This window comes from Variovorax sp. PEI5, assembly GCF_056679935.1.
Map to the genome: position 1 here is coordinate 2,371,374 of NZ_CM155257.1, position 22,373 is coordinate 2,393,746.

23 protein-coding genes, 4 tRNA genes and 1 pseudogene are annotated in these 22,373 nt (G+C 63.9%); 3 read left to right on the forward strand and 25 right to left on the reverse strand.

What is annotated here, in order from left to right; all coding sequences use genetic code 11:
* Positions 1 to 159 precede the first annotated feature (159 nt).
* The 24 genes and pseudogenes from rplL to glyQ form a co-directional block, all read right to left on the reverse strand.
* Complete coding sequence (gene rplL, locus AC1MLT_RS10815) at positions 160 to 534, reverse strand: 50S ribosomal protein L7/L12 (RefSeq protein WP_481032282.1); 375 nt, start codon at positions 532 to 534, stop codon at positions 160 to 162.
* A gap of 47 nt (positions 535 to 581) precedes the next feature.
* On the reverse strand, positions 582 to 1,124 hold the full coding sequence (rplJ, locus tag AC1MLT_RS10820) for a 50S ribosomal protein L10 (protein WP_481032283.1): 543 nt from the start codon (positions 1,122 to 1,124) through the stop codon (positions 582 to 584).
* Between the two features lie 261 nt (positions 1,125 to 1,385).
* The gene (gene rplA, locus AC1MLT_RS10825) at positions 1,386 to 2,087 is read right to left on the reverse strand and encodes a 50S ribosomal protein L1 (protein WP_481032284.1); all 702 of its coding nucleotides are present in this window, start codon (positions 2,085 to 2,087) and stop codon (positions 1,386 to 1,388) included.
* On the reverse strand, positions 2,088 to 2,519 hold the full coding sequence (gene rplK / locus AC1MLT_RS10830) for a 50S ribosomal protein L11 (RefSeq protein WP_481032285.1): 432 nt from the start codon (positions 2,517 to 2,519) through the stop codon (positions 2,088 to 2,090). It lies immediately after the preceding gene.
* 164 nt (positions 2,520 to 2,683) lie between these two features.
* Positions 2,684 to 3,292, reverse strand: coding sequence for a transcription termination/antitermination protein NusG (gene nusG / locus AC1MLT_RS10835; RefSeq protein ID WP_481032286.1), 609 nt, complete (start codon positions 3,290 to 3,292; stop codon positions 2,684 to 2,686).
* Positions 3,292 to 3,675, reverse strand: coding sequence for a preprotein translocase subunit SecE (secE, locus tag AC1MLT_RS10840; RefSeq protein WP_481032287.1), 384 nt, complete (start codon positions 3,673 to 3,675; stop codon positions 3,292 to 3,294). Before secE ends, nusG begins: the two co-directional genes overlap by 1 nt.
* Before the next feature lie 105 nt (positions 3,676 to 3,780).
* A tRNA-Trp gene (locus AC1MLT_RS10845) sits at positions 3,781 to 3,856 on the reverse strand.
* Positions 3,857 to 3,870: 14 nt separating this feature from the next.
* Positions 3,871 to 5,061, reverse strand: coding sequence for an elongation factor Tu (tuf, locus tag AC1MLT_RS10850; RefSeq protein ID WP_296316389.1), 1,191 nt, complete (start codon positions 5,059 to 5,061; stop codon positions 3,871 to 3,873).
* Between the two features lie 75 nt (positions 5,062 to 5,136).
* A tRNA-Thr gene (locus tag AC1MLT_RS10855) sits at positions 5,137 to 5,211 on the reverse strand.
* 43 nt (positions 5,212 to 5,254) lie between these two features.
* Positions 5,255 to 5,328: transfer RNA gene (locus AC1MLT_RS10860), tRNA-Gly, on the reverse strand.
* Positions 5,329 to 5,405: 77 nt separating this feature from the next.
* A tRNA-Tyr gene (locus AC1MLT_RS10865) sits at positions 5,406 to 5,491 on the reverse strand.
* 85 nt (positions 5,492 to 5,576) lie between these two features.
* On the reverse strand, positions 5,577 to 6,284 hold the full coding sequence (locus AC1MLT_RS10870) for a uracil-DNA glycosylase (protein WP_296306706.1): 708 nt from the start codon (positions 6,282 to 6,284) through the stop codon (positions 5,577 to 5,579).
* Positions 6,281 to 7,081 (reverse strand): indole-3-glycerol phosphate synthase TrpC, encoded by an 801-nt coding sequence (gene trpC, locus AC1MLT_RS10875; protein WP_296306708.1) that lies wholly within the window; start codon positions 7,079 to 7,081, stop codon positions 6,281 to 6,283. The genes AC1MLT_RS10870 and trpC overlap by 4 nt, the downstream gene beginning before the upstream one ends.
* A 23-nt stretch (positions 7,082 to 7,104) precedes the next feature.
* Complete coding sequence (gene trpD / locus AC1MLT_RS10880) at positions 7,105 to 8,157, reverse strand: anthranilate phosphoribosyltransferase (protein WP_296306710.1); 1,053 nt, start codon at positions 8,155 to 8,157, stop codon at positions 7,105 to 7,107.
* 36 nt (positions 8,158 to 8,193) lie between these two features.
* The gene (gene ltaE, locus AC1MLT_RS10885) at positions 8,194 to 9,273 is read right to left on the reverse strand and encodes a low-specificity L-threonine aldolase (RefSeq protein WP_296306712.1); all 1,080 of its coding nucleotides are present in this window, start codon (positions 9,271 to 9,273) and stop codon (positions 8,194 to 8,196) included.
* Positions 9,274 to 9,285: 12 nt separating this feature from the next.
* Positions 9,286 to 9,870, reverse strand: coding sequence for an aminodeoxychorismate/anthranilate synthase component II (locus AC1MLT_RS10890; protein ID WP_296306714.1), 585 nt, complete (start codon positions 9,868 to 9,870; stop codon positions 9,286 to 9,288).
* Positions 9,867 to 10,268, reverse strand: a complete 402-nt coding sequence (locus tag AC1MLT_RS10895; protein ID WP_296306716.1) for a GxxExxY protein — start codon at positions 10,266 to 10,268, stop codon at positions 9,867 to 9,869. Before AC1MLT_RS10895 ends, AC1MLT_RS10890 begins: the two co-directional genes overlap by 4 nt.
* A complete protein-coding gene (gene trpE / locus AC1MLT_RS10900; RefSeq protein ID WP_481032288.1) occupies positions 10,268 to 11,770 on the reverse strand; it encodes an anthranilate synthase component I in 1,503 nt (500 codons plus the stop codon). The genes AC1MLT_RS10895 and trpE overlap by 1 nt, the downstream gene beginning before the upstream one ends.
* A gap of 222 nt (positions 11,771 to 11,992) precedes the next feature.
* Entirely contained in the window at positions 11,993 to 12,688 is a 696-nt protein-coding gene (gene gph, locus AC1MLT_RS10905) for a phosphoglycolate phosphatase (RefSeq protein ID WP_296306718.1), read from the reverse strand.
* Positions 12,689 to 12,717: 29 nt separating this feature from the next.
* The gene (locus AC1MLT_RS10910; RefSeq protein WP_481032289.1) at positions 12,718 to 13,539 is read right to left on the reverse strand and encodes a M48 family metallopeptidase; all 822 of its coding nucleotides are present in this window, start codon (positions 13,537 to 13,539) and stop codon (positions 12,718 to 12,720) included.
* A gap of 13 nt (positions 13,540 to 13,552) precedes the next feature.
* The gene (locus AC1MLT_RS10915; protein ID WP_481034977.1) at positions 13,553 to 14,290 is read right to left on the reverse strand and encodes a lysophospholipid acyltransferase family protein; all 738 of its coding nucleotides are present in this window, start codon (positions 14,288 to 14,290) and stop codon (positions 13,553 to 13,555) included.
* Positions 14,291 to 14,316: 26 nt separating this feature from the next.
* Positions 14,317 to 14,913, reverse strand: coding sequence for a D-glycero-beta-D-manno-heptose 1,7-bisphosphate 7-phosphatase (gmhB, locus tag AC1MLT_RS10920; RefSeq protein WP_296306741.1), 597 nt, complete (start codon positions 14,911 to 14,913; stop codon positions 14,317 to 14,319).
* 46 nt (positions 14,914 to 14,959) lie between these two features.
* Positions 14,960 to 17,149, reverse strand: a complete 2,190-nt coding sequence (gene glyS / locus AC1MLT_RS10925) for a glycine--tRNA ligase subunit beta (protein WP_481032290.1) — start codon at positions 17,147 to 17,149, stop codon at positions 14,960 to 14,962.
* 170 nt (positions 17,150 to 17,319) lie between these two features.
* A pseudogene (gene glyQ, locus AC1MLT_RS10930) lies at positions 17,320 to 18,183 on the reverse strand (glycine--tRNA ligase subunit alpha); the annotation flags it as partial.
* Positions 18,184 to 18,378: 195 nt separating this feature from the next.
* Here glyQ and AC1MLT_RS10935 point away from each other — a divergent pair.
* The 3 genes from AC1MLT_RS10935 to AC1MLT_RS10945 are packed head-to-tail and all read left to right on the forward strand — an operon-like array spanning position 18,379 to position 21,055.
* Positions 18,379 to 19,356, forward strand: a complete 978-nt coding sequence (locus AC1MLT_RS10935; RefSeq protein WP_481032291.1) for a diacylglycerol/lipid kinase family protein — start codon at positions 18,379 to 18,381, stop codon at positions 19,354 to 19,356.
* Complete coding sequence (locus tag AC1MLT_RS10940) at positions 19,353 to 20,243, forward strand: metallophosphoesterase family protein (protein WP_481032292.1); 891 nt, start codon at positions 19,353 to 19,355, stop codon at positions 20,241 to 20,243. Before AC1MLT_RS10935 ends, AC1MLT_RS10940 begins: the two co-directional genes overlap by 4 nt.
* Positions 20,240 to 21,055, forward strand: a complete 816-nt coding sequence (locus AC1MLT_RS10945; protein WP_296306731.1) for a phosphatase PAP2 family protein — start codon at positions 20,240 to 20,242, stop codon at positions 21,053 to 21,055. Before AC1MLT_RS10940 ends, AC1MLT_RS10945 begins: the two co-directional genes overlap by 4 nt.
* 117 nt (positions 21,056 to 21,172) lie before the next feature.
* Here AC1MLT_RS10945 and AC1MLT_RS10950 read toward each other — a convergent pair whose 3' ends face one another.
* A complete protein-coding gene (locus AC1MLT_RS10950; protein ID WP_481032293.1) occupies positions 21,173 to 22,246 on the reverse strand; it encodes an asparaginase in 1,074 nt (357 codons plus the stop codon).
* Positions 22,247 to 22,373 lie beyond the last annotated feature (127 nt).

Below are 22,373 nucleotides of genomic sequence, written 5' to 3' on the forward strand. Positions count from 1 at the left end.
CGGCGATGCATTGCACATCACCCGAACCAAGGGTTCTTCTGCAGTCGGGGTCAGAAGACACTCGCAAGCCCTGTCGAGCAGGGGCTTGCGGGTGCGCTCTGAAAGCGCCAAAGGCTGGAGGACCTTTTCAGGCACCTCCAGCCTTTTAGAGGGGAAAAATTACTTCAGTTCCACCTTGGCGCCGGCATCTTCCAGCTTCTTCTTGGCAGCTTCGGCGTCAGCCTTGGACAGGCCTTCCTTGACAGCCTTGGGGGCAGCTTCCACCAGATCCTTGGCTTCCTTGAGGCCCAGGCCGGTGATTTCACGCACGGCCTTGATCGCCGAAACCTTGTTCGCGCCGGCTTCCATGAGCATGACGTTGAACTCGGTCTGCTCTTCAGCGACCGGAGCAGCAGCGCCACCACCAGCGGCCGGAGCCGACATGGCGGCTGCGCTCACACCGAACTTCTCTTCGATGGCCTTGACCAGGTCGTTGAGTTCCAGGACCGTCATGCTGTCGAGCGCGGTCAGAAATGCGTCTTTATCGAATGCCATTTTTGTTTCCTAACAATTGGGTTGAATATTCAAGAACGCAAGCCGCCTCAAGCGGGCTGCGCTTCGGCTTCCGCCGGTGCATCGGTAGCTGCTGCCGTCTCACCGCCACCACGTTTCTCGGCCAGCGCCGCGAGCACGCGAGCGGTACGGGAAACAGGCGATTGCATCAGGCCCAGCAACTGGGCCAGCAGCACTTCCTTCGAAGGAATGCTCGCCAGTTGCTTCACACCGTTCACATCCAGGCTCTTGCCGGCGAAGGCGCCACCGCGGATGACCAACTTGTCGTTGGTCTTCGCGAATTCGGACACCACTTTCGCGGCGGCCACGGCGTCGACGGAAAAACCGTAGATCAGCGGACCCGTCATCTGGTCACCGATGACTTCAAAAGCGCTTCCCGCGACAGCACGGCGTGCCAGCGTGTTCTTCAACACGCTGAGCGTCACGCCCTGGCTGCGCGCGGTATTGCGCAATTTGGTCATGTCGGCAACCGTGATGCCACGGTATTCCGCCAGAACGAGCGTTTGAGCTTGGGCGGCGAGGGTGGTCACGTCGGTGATGACCGCTTCTTTCTCACTGCGATTCAGACTCAAGGTCTACTCCTTTTAATGTGTTTCTCGGCCTTGGCCTCGGAACACGCTTCATGCAGCGACCAACTGTTTCGGAAACAAATCCTTGCAGCGGGATCGCCATCTGCGCTGGTGGATGGCTTGGGAAAGTCATCGATTAAGTGCAGTGCATCGCACACCAGCGGTCTTGGATGGCCCGCCGTGGCAAATCTTCCTGAAGAAGAACTCCGCCCCGGTGACCCACCACATCGCCGGATCCCGAAAGGACCCGGCAAATTTCTCAGATCAACCCTGCTGGGCGATCGTCTGGGTATCGACGCGCACGCCCAGACCCATCGTCGACGACACGGCAACCTTGCGCAGGTAAACGCCCTTGCTCGTGGCCGGCTTGGCCTTTACCAGTGCGTCGATCAACGCCGCCAGGTTGCCTTGAAGCTTGTCAGTATCGAACGAACGACGACCAATCGTGCCATGGACGATGCCGGCCTTGTCGACACGGAATTGCACCTGACCAGCCTTGGCATTGCGCACGGCGGTAGCCACGTCGGGCGTCACCGTACCAACCTTCGGGTTGGGCATCAATCCACGCGGACCCAGGATCTGACCCAGGGTACCCACGACGCGCATGGCGTCGGGTGCTGCGATCACGACGTCGAAAGGCATGTCGCCAGCCTTCACCATGGCGGCCAGATCGTCCATGCCGACGATATCAGCGCCGGCAGCCTTGGCTTCCTCAGCCTTGGCGCCCTGAGCGAACACGGCGACGCGCTTGGTCTTGCCGGTGCCATTGGGCAGCACCACGGCGCCACGAACGACCTGGTCGGACTTCTTGGCATCGATGCCGAGCTGAACGGCCACATCGATGGATTCATCGAACTTGGCGGTTGCAGCTTCCTTGACGATGCCGATGGCGTCGACCAAGGGGTACAGCTTGGTGCTGTCGACCTTGCCCTCAAGGGCTTTTTGCTTCTTTGTCAGCTTGGACATTTACACGCCCTCCACATTCACGCCCATCGAACGGGCAGATCCGGCAATAGTGCGAACTGCGGCATCAAGGTCGGCAGCCGTCAGATCCTTCATCTTGGTCTTCGCGATCTCTTCGAGCTGTTCACGTGTGATCTTGCCAACCTTATCGGTATGCGGACGAGCAGAGCCCTTCTCCAGCTTGATCGCCTTCTTGATCAACGTGACCGCAGGCGGGGTCTTGATGATGAATGTGAAGCTCTTGTCCGCGAAGGCTGTGATGACCACCGGCAGCGGCAGACCCGGCTCGACGCCTTGGGTCTGGGCATTGAATGCCTTGCAGAACTCCATGATGTTCAAACCGCGCTGGCCCAGTGCGGGACCGATGGGCGGAGACGGATTGGCCTTGCCAGCTGGCACTTGCAGCTTGATGAAGCCAACGATTTTTTTCGCCATGACTTTACTCCTTGCGGGTGATAACGCTCAGGCAGTTAGCCCAAAGCTCCCCGGGGGTGAATAGCTCTCTAACGCCACATTTGCCGCCGAGCCTGAAAAGCAGCAAATGCCAAAATGCAATCTAAATACTTTAAAGAAGAACTGGATTGTTCTTCTCGAGGAATTCAAGTTTTCTCGACCTGACTGAATTCGAGTTCCACAGGGGTGGCACGGCCGAAAATCATGACCGAGACACGCACCTTGCTCTTTTCATAATTGACTTCTTCGACAGTGCCATTGAAATCAGTAAACGGACCTTCCTTGACCCGCACGAACTCACCCGCCATGAACTCGACCTTATGACGCGGCTTTTCCGTACCCTGCTGCATCTGGCTCACGATATCTTCGACTTCCTTTTGGGAAATCGGAGCTGGCCGGTTCTTCGCACCACCAACGAAGCCCGTCACCTTGTTGGTGTGCTTGACCAAGTGCCAACTCTCGTCGTTCATGATCATCTCGACCAACACATAGCCGGGAAAAAATCGGCGCTCCGTGGTCCGCTTTTGACCGTTCTTGATCTCGACCACTTCTTCGGTCGGAACCAAGATGCGACCGAACATGTTCTGCATGCCAGCACGATTGATCCGTTCAGTGATGTTGCGTTCGACCGCCTTTTCCATCCCCGAATAGGCATGCACTACGTACCAACGCAAATCAGGATTGGCTGGCGGCGCCAGTACCGGAACATCCTCCACCGAATCGTCTGCAACGCTGCTATTGATGTCATCAGTCATTATTTTCTCCAGCCCAGGATCAGGTCGAAAAACACCCATTCCAAGGTTTTGTCGGTTGCCCAAAGAAAAATCGACATGATTGCCACAAAAGCAAATACATAGGCAGTCATCTGCATTGCTTCTTTGCGCGCCGGCCAAACGACCTTCTTAACCTCACGCCACGAATCCCGACCGAATGCCACCAACTGACGGCCATTTTCAGAACTTGCAAACAACGCAACGGCAACAGCCAAACCAACAAGCAATGCCGCCCATTGAGCTACCGACCCCTGCCTAGCCAGCAAATAAAACGCCACAATGGCGCCTATTGCCAGTGCTACGGACCCAGCCAGTTTGGCTTTGTCAGCACCCGTGCTCACGGTTTCGATTTGAGTTGTAGCCATCGTCGGCAAGTTCCTGTGGCCGGATTCCGGCTTTCAATTCGTTGCGCCTCTTTAGACGCCGAAGCCCGTCGGGTTACGACGGGCCTTTTTTCGCCACCTATGTGGTGGCAGGGGCAGTAGGAATCGAACCTACAACCTTCGGTTTTGGAGACCGACGCTCTGCCAATTGAGCTATACCCCTTTAACGATCTAATCTCAGGCGAGGATCTTGGCCACGACGCCCGAGCCGACGGTGCGACCACCTTCACGGATGGCGAAGCGCAGGCCCTCTTCCATGGCGATGGGGTTGATCAGCTTGACGGTGATGCTGACGTTGTCGCCGGGCATGACCATTTCCTTGTCCTGGGGCAGCTCGATCGCGCCGGTCACGTCCGTCGTGCGGAAGTAGAACTGCGGGCGATAGTTGTTGAAGAACGGCGTGTGACGGCCGCCCTCGTCCTTCGACAGCACATACACCTCAGCCGTGAAATGCGTGTGCGGCTTGATCGAACCGGGCTTGCACAGCACTTGACCGCGCTCGACTTCTTCGCGCTTGGTGCCGCGCAGCAGCACACCGACGTTGTCGCCCGCCTGGCCCTGGTCGAGCAGCTTGCGGAACATCTCCACGCCCGTGCAGGTGGTCTTGACCGTCGGACGGATGCCCACGATCTCGATTTCCTCGCCCACCTTGATCACGCCGCGCTCGACCGCGCCGGTGACCACCGTTCCACGACCCGAGATCGAGAACACGTCTTCCACCGGCATCAGGAACGTGCCGTCCACGGCGCGCTCGGGCGTCGGGATGTACGAGTCCAGCGCGTCGGCCAGCTTCATGATGGCTTCCTCACCCAGCTTGCCCTTGTCGCCCTCGAGTGCGAGCTTGGCCGAGCCATGGATGATCGGGGTGTCGTCGCCCGGGAATTCGTACTTGTCGAGCAGCTCGCGCACTTCCATCTCGACGAGCTCGAGCAGTTCGGCATCGTCGACCATGTCGCACTTGTTGAGGAACACGATGATGTAGCCCACACCCACCTGACGCGCCAGCAGGATGTGCTCGCGGGTCTGGGGCATCGGGCCGTCGGCAGCCGAGCACACCAGGATCGCACCGTCCATCTGAGCAGCGCCGGTGATCATGTTCTTCACATAGTCGGCGTGGCCAGGGCAGTCAACGTGTGCGTAGTGGCGGTTGGCCGTCTCGTACTCGACGTGGGCGGTGTTGATCGTGATGCCGCGTGCTTTTTCTTCCGGCGCCGCATCGATCTGGTCATAGGCCTTGGCTTCGCCACCGAACTTCGCCGACAGCACCGTCGCGATCGCCGCCGTCAGCGTCGTCTTGCCGTGGTCCACGTGACCGATCGTGCCCACGTTCACGTGGGGCTTGGTGCGGGTGAATTTACCTTTTGCCATTCTCGACTCCGAAAATTAACTGGTTCAACAACACGTTCATATGAGGCTGCACCGTGCACATTGCAACCTCTCAATTGGTGCCCTTTGCGGGAATCGGACCCGCGACCTCTCCCTTACCAAGGGAGTGCTCTACCACTGAGCCAAAAGGGCGTGGCTTCAAAGCCAAAAAATCTACTACAACCAAACGGACCCTTGGAGCGGGAGACGGGAATCGAACCCGCGTCATTAGCTTGGAAGGCTAGGGTTCTACCATTGAACTACTCCCGCATCTTGACCCTTCGCCCTACCTGGCGTCGGCCTCATGCACTTGCATCCAAAGCGTCCTGAAATCCGTTTTGCTTCGCTGGTGGAGAGGGCTGGATTCGAACCAGCGTACTCGTAAGAGGGCAGATTTACAGTCTGCTGCCATTAACCACTCGGCCACCTCTCCAGCGAATCGCGGAATATAGCATAGTTCTATGAATCCGCGAAATTTTCGATCGTCGACAGGCGCGATTCTACACAGCGATACGCACTCAATAACCGTGTTGCTCGCGCCAGAGCTTGGCCTGCCCAAAGTGGCCGCAACCGATGAATGGCAGGGGCGGACGCAGTGCCGACAGCGGCGATGGATGGTTGGCCACGAGCACCTTGTGGCGCTGCACGTCGATCAGTGCCTTCTTGCTCTGGGCATGCGAGCCCCACAGCATGAAAACCACATCCCTTTCGCCCTCGGCGATGTGGCGGATGACGGCATCCGTCAGCACCTCCCATCCCTTGCCCGCGTGACTGGCGGCCTGGCCCTCCTCCACCGTCAGGCAGGTGTTCAGAAGCAGCACACCGTGCCTCGCCCACTGCACCAGGCTGCCGCCCGGGATGGGGAATCTTGGCGGCGGTGTGCCCAGATCGCGTTGCAGTTCCTTGAAAATGTTCCGTAGCGACGGAGGCAGTGCGACACCCGGCGCCACCGAAAACGCCAGTCCTTCGGCTTGGCCTCGACCGTGGTAAGGGTCCTGTCCGAGGATGACGACCCGTACGTCATCGGGCGGCGTGAGTTCGAGGGCCCGCAGTGGTTGAGGCGGGAAAATGACGGCGCCGGCGTCCAGACGTTCGCTCAGGAACGCCTGCAACCGCATGCCAGCGGGCTCGGCGAAGAAGGCGTCGACGAGCGTCTGCCAGCCAGCCGCCACCGGCCAGTCGGCCGGATCACTGGTGGTGAGTTGCGTGGGCACGGGTGAGGTCATGCGAAGAGTTCCGCCAGCGCGATACCGGGATCCGGAGCCCGCATGAATGTCTCGCCGACCAGGAAACTCTGCACACCGGCCTCGCGCAAGCGGACGACGTCGGCCTGCGTGCCAATGCCTGATTCGGTCACGAGCAGACGATCTGCCGGCACCCGAGGCCGCAGCCCGAGCGTGGTCTCGATCGAGACGTCGAAGGTGTTGAGGTTTCGGTTGTTGATGCCGATCAACGGTGTCCTGAGCTTCAGCGCACGATCGAGTTCGCCGCCGTCATGCACTTCCACCAGGACCGCCATGCCCAGATCGAGAGCGATGGCTTCGAAATCCTCCATCTGCGCATCCTCGAGGCAAGCGGCGATCAGCAGCACGGCATCGGCCCCCATCGCGCGTGATTCGTAGACCTGATAGGCGTCGACCAGAAAATCCTTGCGCAGCACCGGTAGTTCGCACGAGGCGCGAGCCTGTTTCAGGAAGTCGACACTGCCCTGGAAGAATTGCCGATCGGTGAGCACCGAGAGGCAGGCCGCGCTGATGATTCCGTCTCCCTCTGCATAGCTTTGGGCGATGTCCGCTGGCTCGAAGTCCTCGCGCAGCACGCCCTTGCTGGGACTGGCCTTCTTGACTTCGGCAATCACGGCAGCCTGACCGGCGTCGATCCTGCGACGCAGCGCACCCACGAAATCGCGCGTCAGGACCCGGCTCTCGGCATCGGCGCGCATCGCTTCCATGGACCTGCGTCGTCGGGCGGAAGCGACTTCCTCGTGCTTGACGGCAACGATCTTCTTCAGGATGTCGGACATGATTTCGATGTTTCCTTGTTTCTTCAGACTGTACCGACGACTTTCGGGATCGACAGAGCGCGAGTGACTTCGACCAGCCGGGCCAGTCGGGCCCGAGCCGCGCCACTGGCGATGGCTTCGCGTGCCAGCACCACGCCCGTGGCGATGGATTCGGCGACCCCGGCCGCGTACAGGGCAGCCGCCGCGTTGATCACCACGATGTCGTGCGCCGGACCCGGCACGCCATCGAGCACGCCACGCAGCATGGCCATCGATGCCTCGGGCGTCTCCACACGCAGCGCACGGTTGCTCGACATGGCGAGCCCGAAGTCCTCGGGATGCAATTCGTATTCGCGGATCTCACCTCGATGGAGCTCGCCCACCAGCGTGGCGGCGCCCAGGGAGATCTCGTCCATGCCATCGCGGCCATACACCACCAGTGCATGCTCGGCGCCCAGGCGTTGGAGGGCACGGACCTGGATGCCCACCAGATCGGCATGAAAGACACCCATCAGGATATTGGGCGCATCGGCCGGGTTGGTCAGGGGCCCGAGGATGTTGAAGATCGTCTTGATGCCCAGTTCCTTGCGCACCGGCGCGACGTTCTTCATCGCCGGATGATGGTTGGGCGCGAACATGAAACCGATGCCCACCTCGGCGATGCACTGCGCGATGCGTTCCGGAGCGAGATTGATCTCCACGCCCAGGGCCTCCAGCACATCGGCGCTGCCGGACTTGCTGCTCACGCTGCGACCACCGTGCTTGCTGACCTTGGCCCCGGCTGCTGCCGCAACGAACATGGCGCAGGTGGAGATATTGAAGGTGTGCGATCCATCGCCACCCGTACCCACGATGTCCACCAGGTGCCTGCGGTCGGCGACCGGAACCTTGGTCGAGACTTCCCGCATCACCTGCGCCGCGGCCGTGATCTCGCCGATGGTCTCCTTCTTGACACGCAGTCCGGTGATGAGAGCCGCCATCATGACGGGCGAACACTCGCCGCTCATGATCAGCCGGACGATGTGCAGCATTTCGTCGTGGAACACCTCGCGATGCTCGATGGTGCGTTGCAGCGCTTCCTGCGGCGTGATGGGCATGGGTCGTCTCCGGAACAAGAACGGGTTGCGGCGGGCTCAGGCGGTCAGGAAGGTGCGGATGGCTTCCGCGGCCGCATCCACGCCAGCCACGTCGACATCCAGGTGCGTGACGAAGCGCAGGCGATAGAGACCGGTGGCCAGGATGCCGTGCGACTTCAGGAATGCCAGCAGATCACCGGCGCGGGCCTGCGCCGGTCCTTCGAGGTCGACGAACACGATGTTGGTCTGTGGCGCCTGCACGCGCAGGCCTTCGATGCCGGCCAGGCTGTCGGCCAGGCGCTGGGCAAGCGCGTGGTCGTCGGCCAGCCGTGCCACGTGGTGATCGAGGGCGTGGCTGGCGGCGGCAGCCAGCGACCCGGCCTGACGCATGCCGCCGCCAGCCATCTTGCGGATGCGATGGGCGCGGGCAATGAACTCCCTGGAACCGCACAGCGCCGATCCCACCGGTGCGCCCAGGCCCTTGCTGAAGCAGACCGAGACACTGTCGAAGCACTGGGCGATACGACGCGCCTCGACCATCGCGGCCTCGGCGGGCGCGCCACCGGCAGGCAGGCCGATCAATGCCGCCTGCGCCGTGGCGGCGTTGAAGAGCCGGGCACCATCGAGATGGCGTTGCAGGCCCCTGGAGTGGGCCAGGGCGGTCGCGGCGCGCACGTAGTCGAACGGCAGCAGCCGGCCACCCAGCGTGTTCTCCAGGGCCAGCAGACGCGTGCGGGCGAAATGCGCATCGTCGGGCTTGATGGCGGCCTCGATCTGCGCCAGCTGCAGCGTGCCATCGTCGGCGTGGTCGAGCGGCTGGGGCTGCACGCTGCCGAACACTGCGGCACCGCCCCCCTCCCAGCGATAGCAATGCGCCTGCTGGCCGACGATGTACTCGTCACCGCGTCCGCAGTGCGCCAGCACGGCGCAGAGGTTGCTCTGCGTGCCCGTGGGCATGAACAACGCGGCCTCGAAACCGAGCAGCGCGGCGATCTTCTCCTGCAGCGCGTTGACGCTCGGGTCGGCACCGAAGACGTCATCGCCCAGGGGTGCGGTGGCCATCGCGTCGCGCATGGCGGCGGTCGGCTGCGTCACGGTGTCGCTGCGCAGATCGATGGTGGGACTCAGGACGGTCATGCCGGCGCTCTTTCAATCGAGGAAGTTCTTCAGCATGGCGTGACCATGCTCGGTGAGGATGGATTCGGGATGGAACTGCACGCCTTCCACACGTACCTCGTGGGCGAAGCCGGTGTGGCGCACGCCCATGATCTCGCCGTCGTCGGTCCAGGCGGTGATGGTCAGATCGCTCGGCCGGCTGTCGCGCTCGATGGACAGCGAGTGGTAGCGGTTGACGGTGAAACGCTCGGGCAGTCCGGCGAAGACACCTTCTCGCGTGGTGGTGATCTCGCTGGTCTTGCCATGCATGAGCTGCTGAGCGCGCACGATGGTGCCACCGAAAGCCGCGCCGATCGCCTGATGGCCCAGACAGACGCCCAGGATCGGCAGCGTACCGGCGAACTCACGGATGGCCGCCACCGAGATCCCGGCTTCGGCCGGCGAGCAGGGTCCGGGCGACACCACCAGTCGCTGCGTGCCGGCGGCGATGCGTTCGCCGATCTGCGCCAGCGTGACCTCGTCGTTGCGCACCACCTCGACCTCGGCGCCGAGTTCGCCCAGGTACTGGACGATGTTGTAGGTGAAGCTGTCGTAGTTGTCGATCATCAGCAGTTTCATGACTTCGCTCCGATCCGGTGCACGCCCTTGACCACCGGGAACACATTGAAATTGATCAGCAGCCCCAGTCGATGCCCCGACAGGCGCACGGCCGCCTGGGCCTGCGCGCGATGCTGGTCGTCCAGGGCATCGACCGCCCTCACCTGCACTACCATGGCCTGCTCGACCACGAAGTCGGCCCGACAGACTTCACCGAGCGGGCGTCCCTTGTAAGCCGCCATGATCGCCACGTCGCGCGCGAAGCCGATCTCGCGCTCGGCCAGTTCGATGGCCAGTGCCGCGGCATAAGTGGCACCAGGCAGCCCCGTGCCCAGCACACGCTGGACCTCCACGGCGGCACCGATGATGTCGTGCGAGAAATCGTTCGCTGGCATGCCCTGCCGTGTCTCTTCGGCCATCACTCGAGTCCCTCTTCGACCAGTTCGGCGGCCCTCAGCAATGCGCGCGCCTTGGCCTCGGTTTCCTTCCACTCCAGCTCCGGCACCGAATCGGCCACCACGCCAGCGGCGGCCTGCACGTGCAGCACCTGGTCCTTGACGATGCCGGTGCGGATCGTGATGGCCACATCCATGTCGCCTGCGTAGCTGATGTAGCCGCAGGCGCCGCCATAGAGACCGCGCTTGACGGGTTCCAGGCGGTCGATGAGCTCCATCGCGTGCACCTTGGGCGCGCCGGTCAGCGTGCCGGCCGGAAAGGTGGCCTTGAGCACGTCGATCGCGGTCATGCCGTCCTTGAGCGTCCCCTCCACGTTGCTCACGATGTGCATCACGTGGCTGTAGCGCTCGACCGCGAAAGCCTCAGTGACCTTCACGGTGCCGGTCTTGGCGATGCGACCGATGTCGTTGCGCGCCAGATCGATGAGCATCACGTGCTCGGCGCGCTCCTTGGGGTCGTTGACCAGTTCATGCTCGGCCGCCTTGTCGAGTTCGATCGAGGCACCGCGCGGACGCGTGCCGGCGAGTGGGCGGATCGTCACCTTCTGTTCGCCGTCGCTGGTGCGTTCCTGGCGCACCAGGATCTCCGGCGAGGCCGCGACGACATGGAAGTCACCCAGGTCGTAATAGAACATGTAGGGCGACGGATTGAGCGAGCGCAGCGCCCGGTAGAGCGACAGCGGCGACTCCGTGAAACGCTTGCTGATGCGCTGGCCGATCTGCACCTGCATGAAGTCGCCTGCGGCGATCAGCTCCTTGGCGCGCTCGACGGCGGCGATGTAGTCGGCCTTGGCGAACGAACGCTCGGGAGGATGCGATTGCGTCGCCTTGACCTGCGGTGCGCTGACCGAGTACTTCAGCTGTTCGCGCAACTCGCGCAATCGCCGCTTGGCGACCGCATAGGCCTCGGACTGCGACGGATCGGCGTAGACGATCAGGTAGAGCTTGCCCGACAGGTTGTCGATGACGGCCAGTTCCTCGCATTGCAGCAGCAGGATGTCGGGACAGCCGAGCGTGTCGGGCGGGCAGCTGTCTTCCAGCTTCTTCTCGACATAGCGCACCGCGTCGTAGCCAAAATAGCCGGCCAGGCCGCCGCAGAAACGCGGCAGTCCCGGACGCAGCGCGACCTTGAAGCGTTGCTGGTAGGCGGCGATGAAGTCGAGCGGATTGCCTTCGGCGGTCTCGACCACCTGGCCATCGGTGACGACCTCGGTGCGCGCCGCGGCCCCGAAGCCGCTCGCCCGGATGAGCGTGCGCGCGGGCAGGCCGATGAAGCTGTAGCGTCCGAAGCGCTCGCCGCCGACGACGGATTCGAGCAGGAAGCTGTACTTGCCGCCGTCGCGCGCATGCGCGAGCTTGAGATAGAGGGAGAGCGGTGTTTCCAGGTCGGCAAAGGCCTCGACCATCAGCGGAATGCGGTTGTAGCCCTGCGCGCTGAGGCTCTTGAATTCGAGTTCGGTGATCACGGGTGGGGTCTTCCTGGTCCGGCGGGCGCTTCGAAAATGCGGCCGTCGGCGATGTCGTTCGGGGAGATCGGCGCCACTGCGGAGAGGAGCGGAGCCTCGGGCGCACGGCGTGCGCCGTGCTATTCAAGCAAGCAAGGACGATGGCTTGCGCCAGGGCCAGGCTCCCCGGCTGTCTGGGCCTGTCCGAACGACGTGATGTGGCATGCGCATGGAGGAACGAGTTTAGCCGAGCCCTCGAGCGGCGCCAACTGGCGACGTCCACGAATCCAGGCGTGCGAGCGAGTCGAGGAAGCCGTCGGCATCGACCTCCTGCACCGGTTCGCCATGGTTGTAGCCATAGGTCACCAGCACCACCGGACACCCGGCGGCGCGGGCGGCGCGGGCGTCGTTGCTGGAATCCCCGACCATGAGGGTGCGTCCGGGGCGACTGCCGAGTGCCTCGCAGGTCTTCAAGAGCGGCAGCGGATCGGGCTTCTTGCGTTCGAAGGCATCGCCGCCGAAGACTGGATCGAAGAACACGTCGAGGCGCTTGGAGGTCAACAGCTGTCGAGCGAAGTCGGTCGGCTTGTTGGTCAGGCAGGCCAGCCGCAGGCGACGATCGCGCAACAGGCGCAGGCCTTCGACGGCACCCGGATAGACCTTCGAATGCAGTCCGTTGACGACGCCATAGTGACGCTGGTAATCGTCGAAGGCTTGGTCGTAAAGCGCATCGGACGCCCTCAGATGACGCAGCACCGACCGGACGAGATGCTCTGAGCCCTTGCCCACCATCGTCTCGACGACGCCCGCATCGACAGCCGGCAGTGCCAGATCGGCCAGCATGGCGTTGAGGGCGGCCGTGAAGTCGCCCAGGGTATCGACCAGGGTGCCGTCGAGGTCGACGATGACGGCGTCGAAATGTGCAAGATCGAGATTCATGCCCTGGAGAATAGTCGCAGCGTCACCGGTCACCAGCGTGGAACGGTCTCGTCCTTGAGCTGGCGCCGCAGCGCCGGATAGTTGGGCATCACGGCTTCCACCGTGGCCCAGAAGCGCGGGCTGTGGTCCATGGCACGCAGATGACTGAGCTCATGGACGACGACATAGTCGATCACCTCGAGGTGGAAGTGCATCAGTCGCCAGTGCAGACGGATCGCTCCGGTCGAACTGGCGCTGCCCCAGCGCGTCGCCGCATTCGAGAGTGCCAGCTTGTTCCACCGCACGCCGATCCGGGGTGCGAAATGGTCGAGACGCTCGGTGAAGAGCGCACGGGCCTGCCGCGTCATCCAGGCTCGCGCGGTGTCGCGGACGAGTTCGGGCGTGGCACCGTCGGGCAACGCGAGCCTCAGCACGCGGGGCGCCGCGGGATCTTCGGACGAAGGCTCCTCGAGCATCGCACCACCACCGCCGCGTCCGGCACTGCGCACCGGCTCGAATCGCAACATCATGGGTCGACCGAGGAACGGCAGGATCGTGCCGTCATGCCAGTCGATCCGCGCGGCCTCGAGCCTGGCATGACGCTGGCGCGTCTCGGCAAGCTTGCGCAGGATCCAGCCGGCCTTGTCGCGTACCGCCCGGTCGACGTCGTTCAATGCCAGCCAGCGCGGAGCGCGCACCGACAGTCCCTCGATGCCGATCACGAAGCCGATGGTGCGGCGCGGGCCCCGCGTGAATTCGTACGCGACCCGGGCCTCGCCGAGCAGCACCTCGCGTGTGGCGCGCGGATGGAAGAAGTGCGCCGCCTCGTGCGTGTCCGGTGGTGCCGTCAGGATGCCGTGCTCGCTGCCCATCTCTTCATGCTCGTCATGTCGTGTAGGCCTCCGGATCGAGGCGGCGCATCTCGCCCTCGATCCAGGCCTCGACCTCGTTCATCAACTCCTCGGCCCTGCGACCCGTGCTGGGAATGGCCGACCCGATCGACACGTCCACCACGCCCGGATACTTGATGAAGGCCTTGCGCGGCCAGACGCGTGCCGAGGTCACGGCCACGGGAATCACCGGCGCGCCGGTCTGGACGGCCAGTCGCGTGCCACCGTTCTTGTAGACGCCGCGCTGGCCGCGCGGGATGCGCGTGCCCTCGGGGAACATGATGATCCAGATGCCCTGGGCCAGCAGGACCCGGCCCTGTGCCACGACCTTGCTGAAGGCACGCGCGCCCTGCTTGCGGTCGATGTGGATCATGTCGAGCCGCGCCATGGCCCAGCCGAAGAAGGGCACGTAGATCAGTTCCTTCTTGAACACGTAGGCCAGCGGATGCGGCATCAGCGTGGGCATCAGGAAGGTCTCCAGCGTCGACTGGTGCTTGACCAGCAGCACCGCGCCGGCGCGCTGCTCCTGCGGCAGGTTCTCCATGCCGATGACGCGCGTGCGGATGCCCAGGATGACGCGGGCTCCCGCCATGGCCCAGCCCAGCCAGCGTTCGGCCATCCAGTAGAGGGGCTCGCCGCGCCGCCAGATCGACGCGACCACCATGATCAGTCCCCAGGGAATCACGGTGACCAGCATCCACAGCATGTGCACCACGGAACGCACGAACGCCACCAGCGTCGCTACCACGCCAGGGCGCTTCATCGTTCGGCCGCCTGCACCGCGGCGGCATCGGCCGCCTGACGGGCTTCACGCGCCAACAGGAACTCGACGAAGGCCGGCAGATCGGCATGCACCCGCGTCGTGGCCGGGTACTCGGGCGGCAGGGGCTGGACACCGCGCAGCGCAGCCCCCATCCCGGTCAGTAGCAGGTGCGGCTCGCAACCGGCGGCCGCACCGGCCTGGACGTCACGCAGACTGTCGCCGGCGGTGGGCACGTCGGCCAAATCGATGCCGTAACGCTCGCCAATCTGCTGGAACAATCCGGGGCGGGGTTTGCGACAGGCGCAATCCTCGTCGGGGCTGTGCGGGCAGTAGAAGACCGCATCGACGCGTCCGCCGACGGCGGCCAGCATCTTGTGCATCTTGGCGTGCATGGCATTGAGCGTGGCGACATCGAACAGTCCACGCCCGAGGCCGGACTGGTTCGAGGCGATGACCACGTGCCATCCGGCATGGTTGAGTCGGGCGATGGCTTCGAGTGCGCCGGGCATGGGCGTCCACTCGACTTCGCTCTTGACGAAGTCGTCGCGATGCAGGTTGACGCTGCCGTTGCGGTCGAGGATGACGAGTTTCATGGCGGACGTGCTGGCGCGCAGGGGCATGGGTGGATCGGGACGGCCTTCAGGCCGCCAGCCGCTCCAGCTGCGCCACGCGGTTCATCGCCACATGCAGGAACTTGAGAAGACCCAGGCGATTCAGGCGCAGGTCGATCTGCTCGGCGTTGACCATCACGTCGTCGAAGAAGGCATCGACCGGCTCGCGCAGCGCGGCCAATGTCTGGAGCGACTCCGTGTAGTCGCCCTCTTCGAACTGCGCGTCGGCCACCGGCAGGACATGCGCCATGGCGGCGTGCAAGGCCTTCTCCGCTGGCTCCTGTAGCAGGAGCTCGCTCACGTGGGCATCGGCTTCGGGCGACTTCTTCAGGATGTTGCCGATGCGCTTGTTGGCAGCGGCAAGCGCAGGCGCTTCCGGCAGGGCGGCGAAGGCACGCACGGCAGCGAGCAACCTGGATACCCGTCCCAGGCGCTGTGGCCTGGAAGCCAGCACGGCATCGACCTCCTGCGCACTGGCACCCTGCTCGCGCAGGCCACCGGCGAGGCGGTCGTAGATGAAGTTCAGCAGCAGCGCCTGGCGCTCGGCGGCCTGCCCCTCGAAGGGAGCGAACGGCGCGGCATCGCTGGCCGCGCCGGGCAGGTCGATGGCGGGTTGGTCGAACATGCCGAAGGCCAGGCCGATCAACCGGTCGACGTCCAGCGGCAGGTCCTTTTCAGCGAGCATCCGGATCACGCCCAGCGCATGACGGCGCAGCGCGAACGGATCGCGGTCGCCAGTGGGCAGGTTGCCGATGCCGAACATGCCCACCAGCGTCTCCAGCTTGTCGGCCAGCGCCACCACGACCCCGACCTCGCCGCGCGGCAGCGTGTCGCCGGCGAAGCGGGGCTTGTAGTGGTCCTCGATGGCATCGGCGACCTCGGGCGACAGGCCGTCGTGCAGCGCGTAGTAGCGGCCCATCGTGCCCTGCAGTTCGGGAAATTCGCCCACCATGTCGGTCACGAGATCGGCCTTGGCGAGCTGCGCGGCCTGCGCCGCGGCAGTGGCCAGATCCGCGCTGGCGAAGCCCGCGTCGACCAGCTGCCCGGCGATGCCCTGGGCGATGCGCACCACGCGCCCGACTCGCTCGCCCTGCGTTCCCAGCTTGTTGTGATAGACCACCTTGTCCAGAGACTCGACGCGCGCTGCGAGCGTCTTCCTGCGGTCCTGATCGAAGAAGAACTTGGCGTCGGCCAGGCGTGGACGTACCACGCGCTCATTGCCACCGATCACCGCGCTGGCGTCATCGGGCGAGATGTTGCTGACCACCAGGAAGCGATTCGTCAGCCGGTCGGATGCATCGAGCAGCGGGAAGTACTTCTGGTTGGCCTTCATCGTCAGGATGAGGCACTCCTGTGGCACGTCGAGGAATTCGCGCTCGAACTCGCACACCAGCACATTCGGGCGCTCGACCAGCGCCGTGACCTCGTCGAGCAATGCGGCATCGTCGATCGGCCGTACGCCGCCGCCGATGCGCTGCGCGGCGGCATCGAGCTGGCGCGCGATCTCGGCGCGCCGCTCGGCGAAGCCGGCGATGACGGCACCTTCGTCGGCGAGCTGCCTGGCATAGCTGTCGGCGTCGCCGAGCACCACGGGATCGACCTTGGCCTCGAAGCGATGGCCGTGCGTCTCGCGGCCGGACTTCAGACCGAGCGCCTCGACGGCGATGACATCGGCACCATGCAGGGCGACCAGTCCATGGGCCGGACGCACGAAGCTCACGCTGCTCCAGCCCGGCAGTTCGCTGCCCGATTCGGGCTGGTAGCTCATCACCTTGGGAATCGGCAGCTTGGCGATGGCTTCAGCGAGGGCTTTCTGGAGGCCTTCGGCCAGCGTTGCACCCCGTGCCGTGCTGTCGTGGAAGAGCGCCTCGCCCTTGCCATCGGGCGCACGCCGCAAGGCCGGCACGGCCGATGCGTCGGCGCCCAGCGCCGCGAGCCGCTTGAGCAGCGCCGGCGTGGCATTGCCGGCGGCATCGAGCCCCACGGCGACGGGCATCAGCTTCTGCGACACGGCCTTGTCCGCGGCGCGGTCCGCGACCGCGGTGAGATGCACGGCGAGGCGGCGCGGCGACGCATAGGCCGTCGACATGGACTGCGCATCGGCCAGTCCCAGCGAGCGCAGCTGCTCGTACAGCACATCGGCGAATGCCTCGCCCAGCTTGTGCAGTGCCTTGGGCGGCAGTTCTTCGACGAACAGTTCGACAAGCAGACTTTTCACGACGCGACCTTCTTCTTGGCTTCGGATTTTTCAGTGGGAGCGGATGCAGGGGAGTCGACGGCGCCATGCGCGACGTTGCGGGCACGCGCCGAGCGCAGGACATCCTGTCGCCGGGGATCGACCACGGTGTCGATGCCGTCGCCCAGCACGATCGCCGCGATTGCGGGATCGGCCATCGGAAAGCCCAGGCGCTGACGACTGTCGTAGTAACTGCGCGCGACGCTGCGCGCGAGATTGCGGATGCGACCGATGTAGGCGGCGCGTTCGGTCACGCTGATCGCACCACGCGCATCGAGCAGGTTGAAGCTGTGCGCGGCCTTGAGCACCTGCTCGTAGGCAGGGAGGGCCAGCTGGTTCTCCATCAGGTGACGCGCCTGCTTCTCGTGCGCGGCGAAGGCCGTGAACAGGAACTCGGCATCGCTGTGCTCGAAGTTGTAGGTCGACTGTTCGACCTCGTTCTGCTTGTAGACATCGCCATACGAGAGGCCCTGGGTCCAGGTCAGGTCGTAGACGTTGTCCACACCCTGGAGGTACATCGCCAGGCGTTCGAGGCCATAGGTAATCTCGCCCGTGATGGGACGGCAATCGATGCCTCCGACCTGCTGGAAATAGGTGAACTGCGTCACCTCCATGCCATTGAGCCAGACCTCCCATCCCAGTCCCCAGGCGCCCAGCGTCGGGTTCTCCCAGTCGTCCTCGACGAAGCGGATGTCGTTCTTCCTGAGATCGAAGCCGAGGGCCTCCAGCGAACCCAGGTACAGCTCAAGGATGTTGGACGGCGCCGGCTTGAGCACGACCTGGTACTGGTAGTAGTGCTGCAGACGATTGGGATTCTCGCCATAGCGGCCGTCCTTGGGACGACGACTGGGCTGCACATAGCCGGCCTTCCAGGGCTCGGGGCCGAGGGCACGCAGGAAGGTGGCCGTATGGGAAGTGCCGGCACCGACTTCCATGTCGTAGGGCTGCAGCAACGCGCAGCCTTGATCGGCCCAGTACGACTGGAGGGTGAGGATGATTTGCTGGAAGGTCAACATGAGGAGGCAGGCAGGCGCGGGGCCGGGCTTTGGAAGGACAGCAGCGGGACGGATCCGCGAAGGCCGCGATTTTACGGGTCGACTCGCGGCACGGGGCGCCGCTCTCCCACAGAGGCCCGGGACGCCGCCTGCTCCCGATATCCAGGCCGGGGCGGCATAACCGTCCTTCCATCGCGCATCTCAACTAGGCTCATCATGCCCGCTCCCATCCTTCGACCGGACACGCCATTGTTCATCGTGCTCAATGCCGGATCGGGTCGCTCCGATACCGATTCGGTCCGCAGGGAGATCGAGACGATTTGCGAGGCTGCCGGTCGACCCGTCCGGATTCTGCTGATCGACGGACCGAATCGTGCCCAGGCACTGGCTCGAGAAGCGGTGGAGAGCGCCCGCGCGGTCGGTGGCATCGTGGTCGCAGCCGGTGGTGATGGCACCATCAACACGGTAGCGCAAGCCACGCTCGGCAGTGGATGCGCCTTCGGCGTGCTGCCACAGGGCACCTTCAACTATTTCAGCCGCGCCAACGGCATCCCGGCTGAGACCAGCGCGGCACTCGACATACTGTTCACCGAACAGCCGCGCGAAGTACAGGTCGGTTTGGTGAACGACCGCGTCTTTCTGGTGAACGCGAGCATGGGCCTCTATGCCGAACTGCTCGAGGAGCGCGAAGCGGTCAAACGCGAGTACGGCCGTAGCCGCCTCGTCGCATTCGGTGCGGCCCTGATGACGATGCTGCGTGGCCATCGGCAATGGGACCTGCATCTGGCCTTCCATGGTACGGAGCGTGACATCCGGACGCCGACGCTGTTCGTGGGCAACAACCCGTTGCAACTGCGTCAGGTCGGTCTGGCGGAGGCGGAGATGCTGGAGAAAGAACGTCTGCTGGCCGCCGTGGCGCTCAAGCCGGCGGGCATGTTCGGACTCGCAGGCTTGTTGCTGCGCGGCGCGCTCGGCCGGCTGGGTGCGGCCGAGGGCATCACGAGCTTTGCGTTCGAGTCGCTCACGGTCAAGCCGCGTACCCTGTCGTCGAGTCGCAAGCCACGACGTGTCAAGGTCGCCACCGACGGCGAACTGGGCTGGCTCGACATGCCACTGCTGTTTCGCGTGGCTCCCGAGTCCTTGTGGCTGATCCGCCCCGAAGTGGCACCGGAACTGGAGGCAGCCAAGCAATGACCACGGCACCGCTGTTGCTGCAGATCTCGGATCCCCATTTCGGTACCGAGGTGCCGACCGCGGTGCGTGCGCTCGAGCGACTGGCGCGCGAGCATGCGCCCGACGTGGTGGTGTTCTCGGGCGACATCACGCAGCGTGCGACCCGCCAGCAGTTCGACGCCGCACGAGCCTTCGCCGATCGCCTGGGTGCGCGCGACGTGGTGGCGATTCCAGGCAATCACGACATTCCGCTGTTTCAGTTGGGTGCGCGACTGCTGAGTCCCTATGGAAGGTATAGGCGCGCGTTCGGCGACGACCTGGAGCCGGTGTTCGAATCGGATGCATGGCTGGTGATCGGCGTCAACACGACACGCTGGTATCGACATGAGGACGGCGAGGTTTCCACGGAGCAGATCGAACGCGTCGCCGAGCGGCTCTCGCGTGCTCGTCCGGAACAGGTGCGTCTCGTCGTGACTCATCAGCCAGTGTTGGTGACGCGAACCGAGGACGAGAAGAATCGTCTGCATGGACGCGAGGACGCCGTGGCGCGTTGGTCGGCCGCCGGAGCCGATCTGATCCTGGGAGGTCACATCCACCTGCCTTTCGTGCGGCCGTTGCAAGGCGCATTCACGCCCTGCCCTCGCGCGATGTGGGCGGTGCAGGCGGGAACCGCAGTGTCCACGCGCTTGCGGTCGGGGCAGCCGAATTCGGTCAACATCCTGCGACGTGCTTCGAGCATGGGCATGTCCAGACGAAGCTGCACGGTCGAACGCTGGGACTGCGCGATGGGCGATGACCGCTTCGTGAGGGCCGATGTGAAGGAACTGCTGCTGGACGACGCAGCCCTTTCGCCTTCCCTCCTGATGCATTCCTCCTCCATCCCGTCTTTCCGGGGAGCCGATCGATGAATGAGTCCTCGCTGCTCGTCGAGTGGGCACAGCGCATCGGCCCTCAAGCACTGCCGGCCTTCCTTGTCTTGCTGGTGGTGTCGACCACGACGGGCGGCGTGATCCATTCGGTCTGGCGGCGGCGGCGAATGCGTCTGGCCATGCGAGTTGATTCGCAACAGCCCGAACGTCTTCTGGGCGGATTGGCCATTGGCTTCGGCGGCATCGTGATGGCTGCCAGCCTGTTCGCCTGGATCGCATGGCACGTCACTTCCGGCGATTCGTTGGGTCTGGCAGACCAAGCGCTCGCCGATGCCATCGGCGCGCATCTGCCTCCTGCCGCGTTGCGATTCTTCGGTCACTTCACGCACGTGGGTGACCCTTCGGTCTTGATCACCCTGGCCGCGATCGTCGCCATCCTGTTGTGGCGTCGACGACAACGTCTCCTGATGTGGGGATGGCTGTTAGCCCTGGCCGGCAATGCGGTACTCAATCCGTCGCTCAAGCAGATCTTCGAACGGGTCCGGCCGGTTCATGACCATGGCCTCGCACAAGCCACCGGATTCAGTTTCCCGAGTGGACATTCCTCCGGCGCGATGGTGACCTACGGCATGCTCGCATATCTCGCGCTGCGCCTGCTGGCGCCGCGCTGGCACCTCCCCGTGGTGATGATTGCCATCGCGATGGTCATGACCACGGCCTGCAGCCGCATCTTTCTCCAAGTCCATTTCGCCAGCGATGTCGTCGCCGGCCTCCTCTCGGGCGCTGCCTGGCTGAGTGTCTGCGTCATCAGCCTGAGCCATGCGGAGCGTCGAGAGGCAAGGCGCGCCTAGCAGCAAGCCGATCGGGCGTCGCTCGGCGATTCGAAAGGCGCTTCTGTCAGCCCCTTGATCCGGTCCTTGAGTCCAACCGAGGCAAGTGACGCGGAGTCCGACGACATCGAGAGGCGATCAATATTCCCAGAAGATGCGCTGAAGATCCTTGGTGTCGCGTGTCTTGGTCATGGCCACCATCGCCAGGATGCGGGCCTTCTGCGGGCGCAGATCGTGTGCGACGACCCAGTCGTACTTGTCGTCCGGCTGCTCGGCATTGCGGATCACGAATCCATCAGGAACACGTGAGCTGCGAATGACCGCGACGCCGCCGGCACGTACTTTCTGGAGATGCGGCACGATCCGATCGGCCACCGAGCCATTGCCCGTGCCGCCGTGGATCAGCGCCTGGATGCCGCTGGATGCGAGGGCATCGATGGCCGTCGGTGAGACACCTTCGTACCCATAGGCGATCTGCACCGATGGCAGGGAGGTGATGTTGTCGATATCGAATTCGGATTGCATCGTGTGACGCTTGACGGGTGCCCGGAACCAGTAGTTCCGCCCTTCGACCACCATGCCCAATGGTCCCCATTGGCTCTTGAAGGCCTCGGTCTTGATATTGACGGTCTTGCTGACGTCACGTCCGCTCTGGATCTCGTCGTTCATCGTCACGAGTACGCCTTTGCCCCCGGCGTCCTTGCTCGCGGCGACATTGACGGCGTTGTAGAGGTTCAGTGCACCGTCGGCGGACAACGCCGTGCCAGGACGCATCGAACCCACCACGATGATCGGCTTGGACGTGTGCACGGTCAGTGTCAGGAAGTAGGCAGTCTCCTCCAGCGTGTCGGTACCGTGAGTGATGACGATGCCATCCACATCCGCTTGCTTGGAAAGGGCCGAGACGCGCTTGGCCAGCACGAGCAGGTTGTCGTCGGTCAGGCTTTCCGAGGCCACTTGGAATACCTGCTCGCCCTTCACATTGGCAACCTTGGACAACTCCGGCAAGCCGGCGATCAATTTTTCGACCCCGACCTTCGCTGCGGCATAAGTGGCGCTGTTGATGGCCGAGGCGCCCGCGCCAGCGATGGTGCCGCCCGTCGCGAGGATCGTGACGTTGGGCAATGCAGCCTGCTGGGCTTGCACCAATGCGGCCGTCGTGAAGAGTAGTGCGGCGGCAGCGAAGGCGCGGAGATGATGACGAGGATGCATGAGGAACGATCCTTGATATGTGAGGTATTGATGAAGACGATACGTAGTCCGAAGGGCGACGCCTGGGGGTTCCGCGCAGCGTGACGCGAGATTAACCTCGTTCCCGCAAGGTGCTCCCACGGCAGCC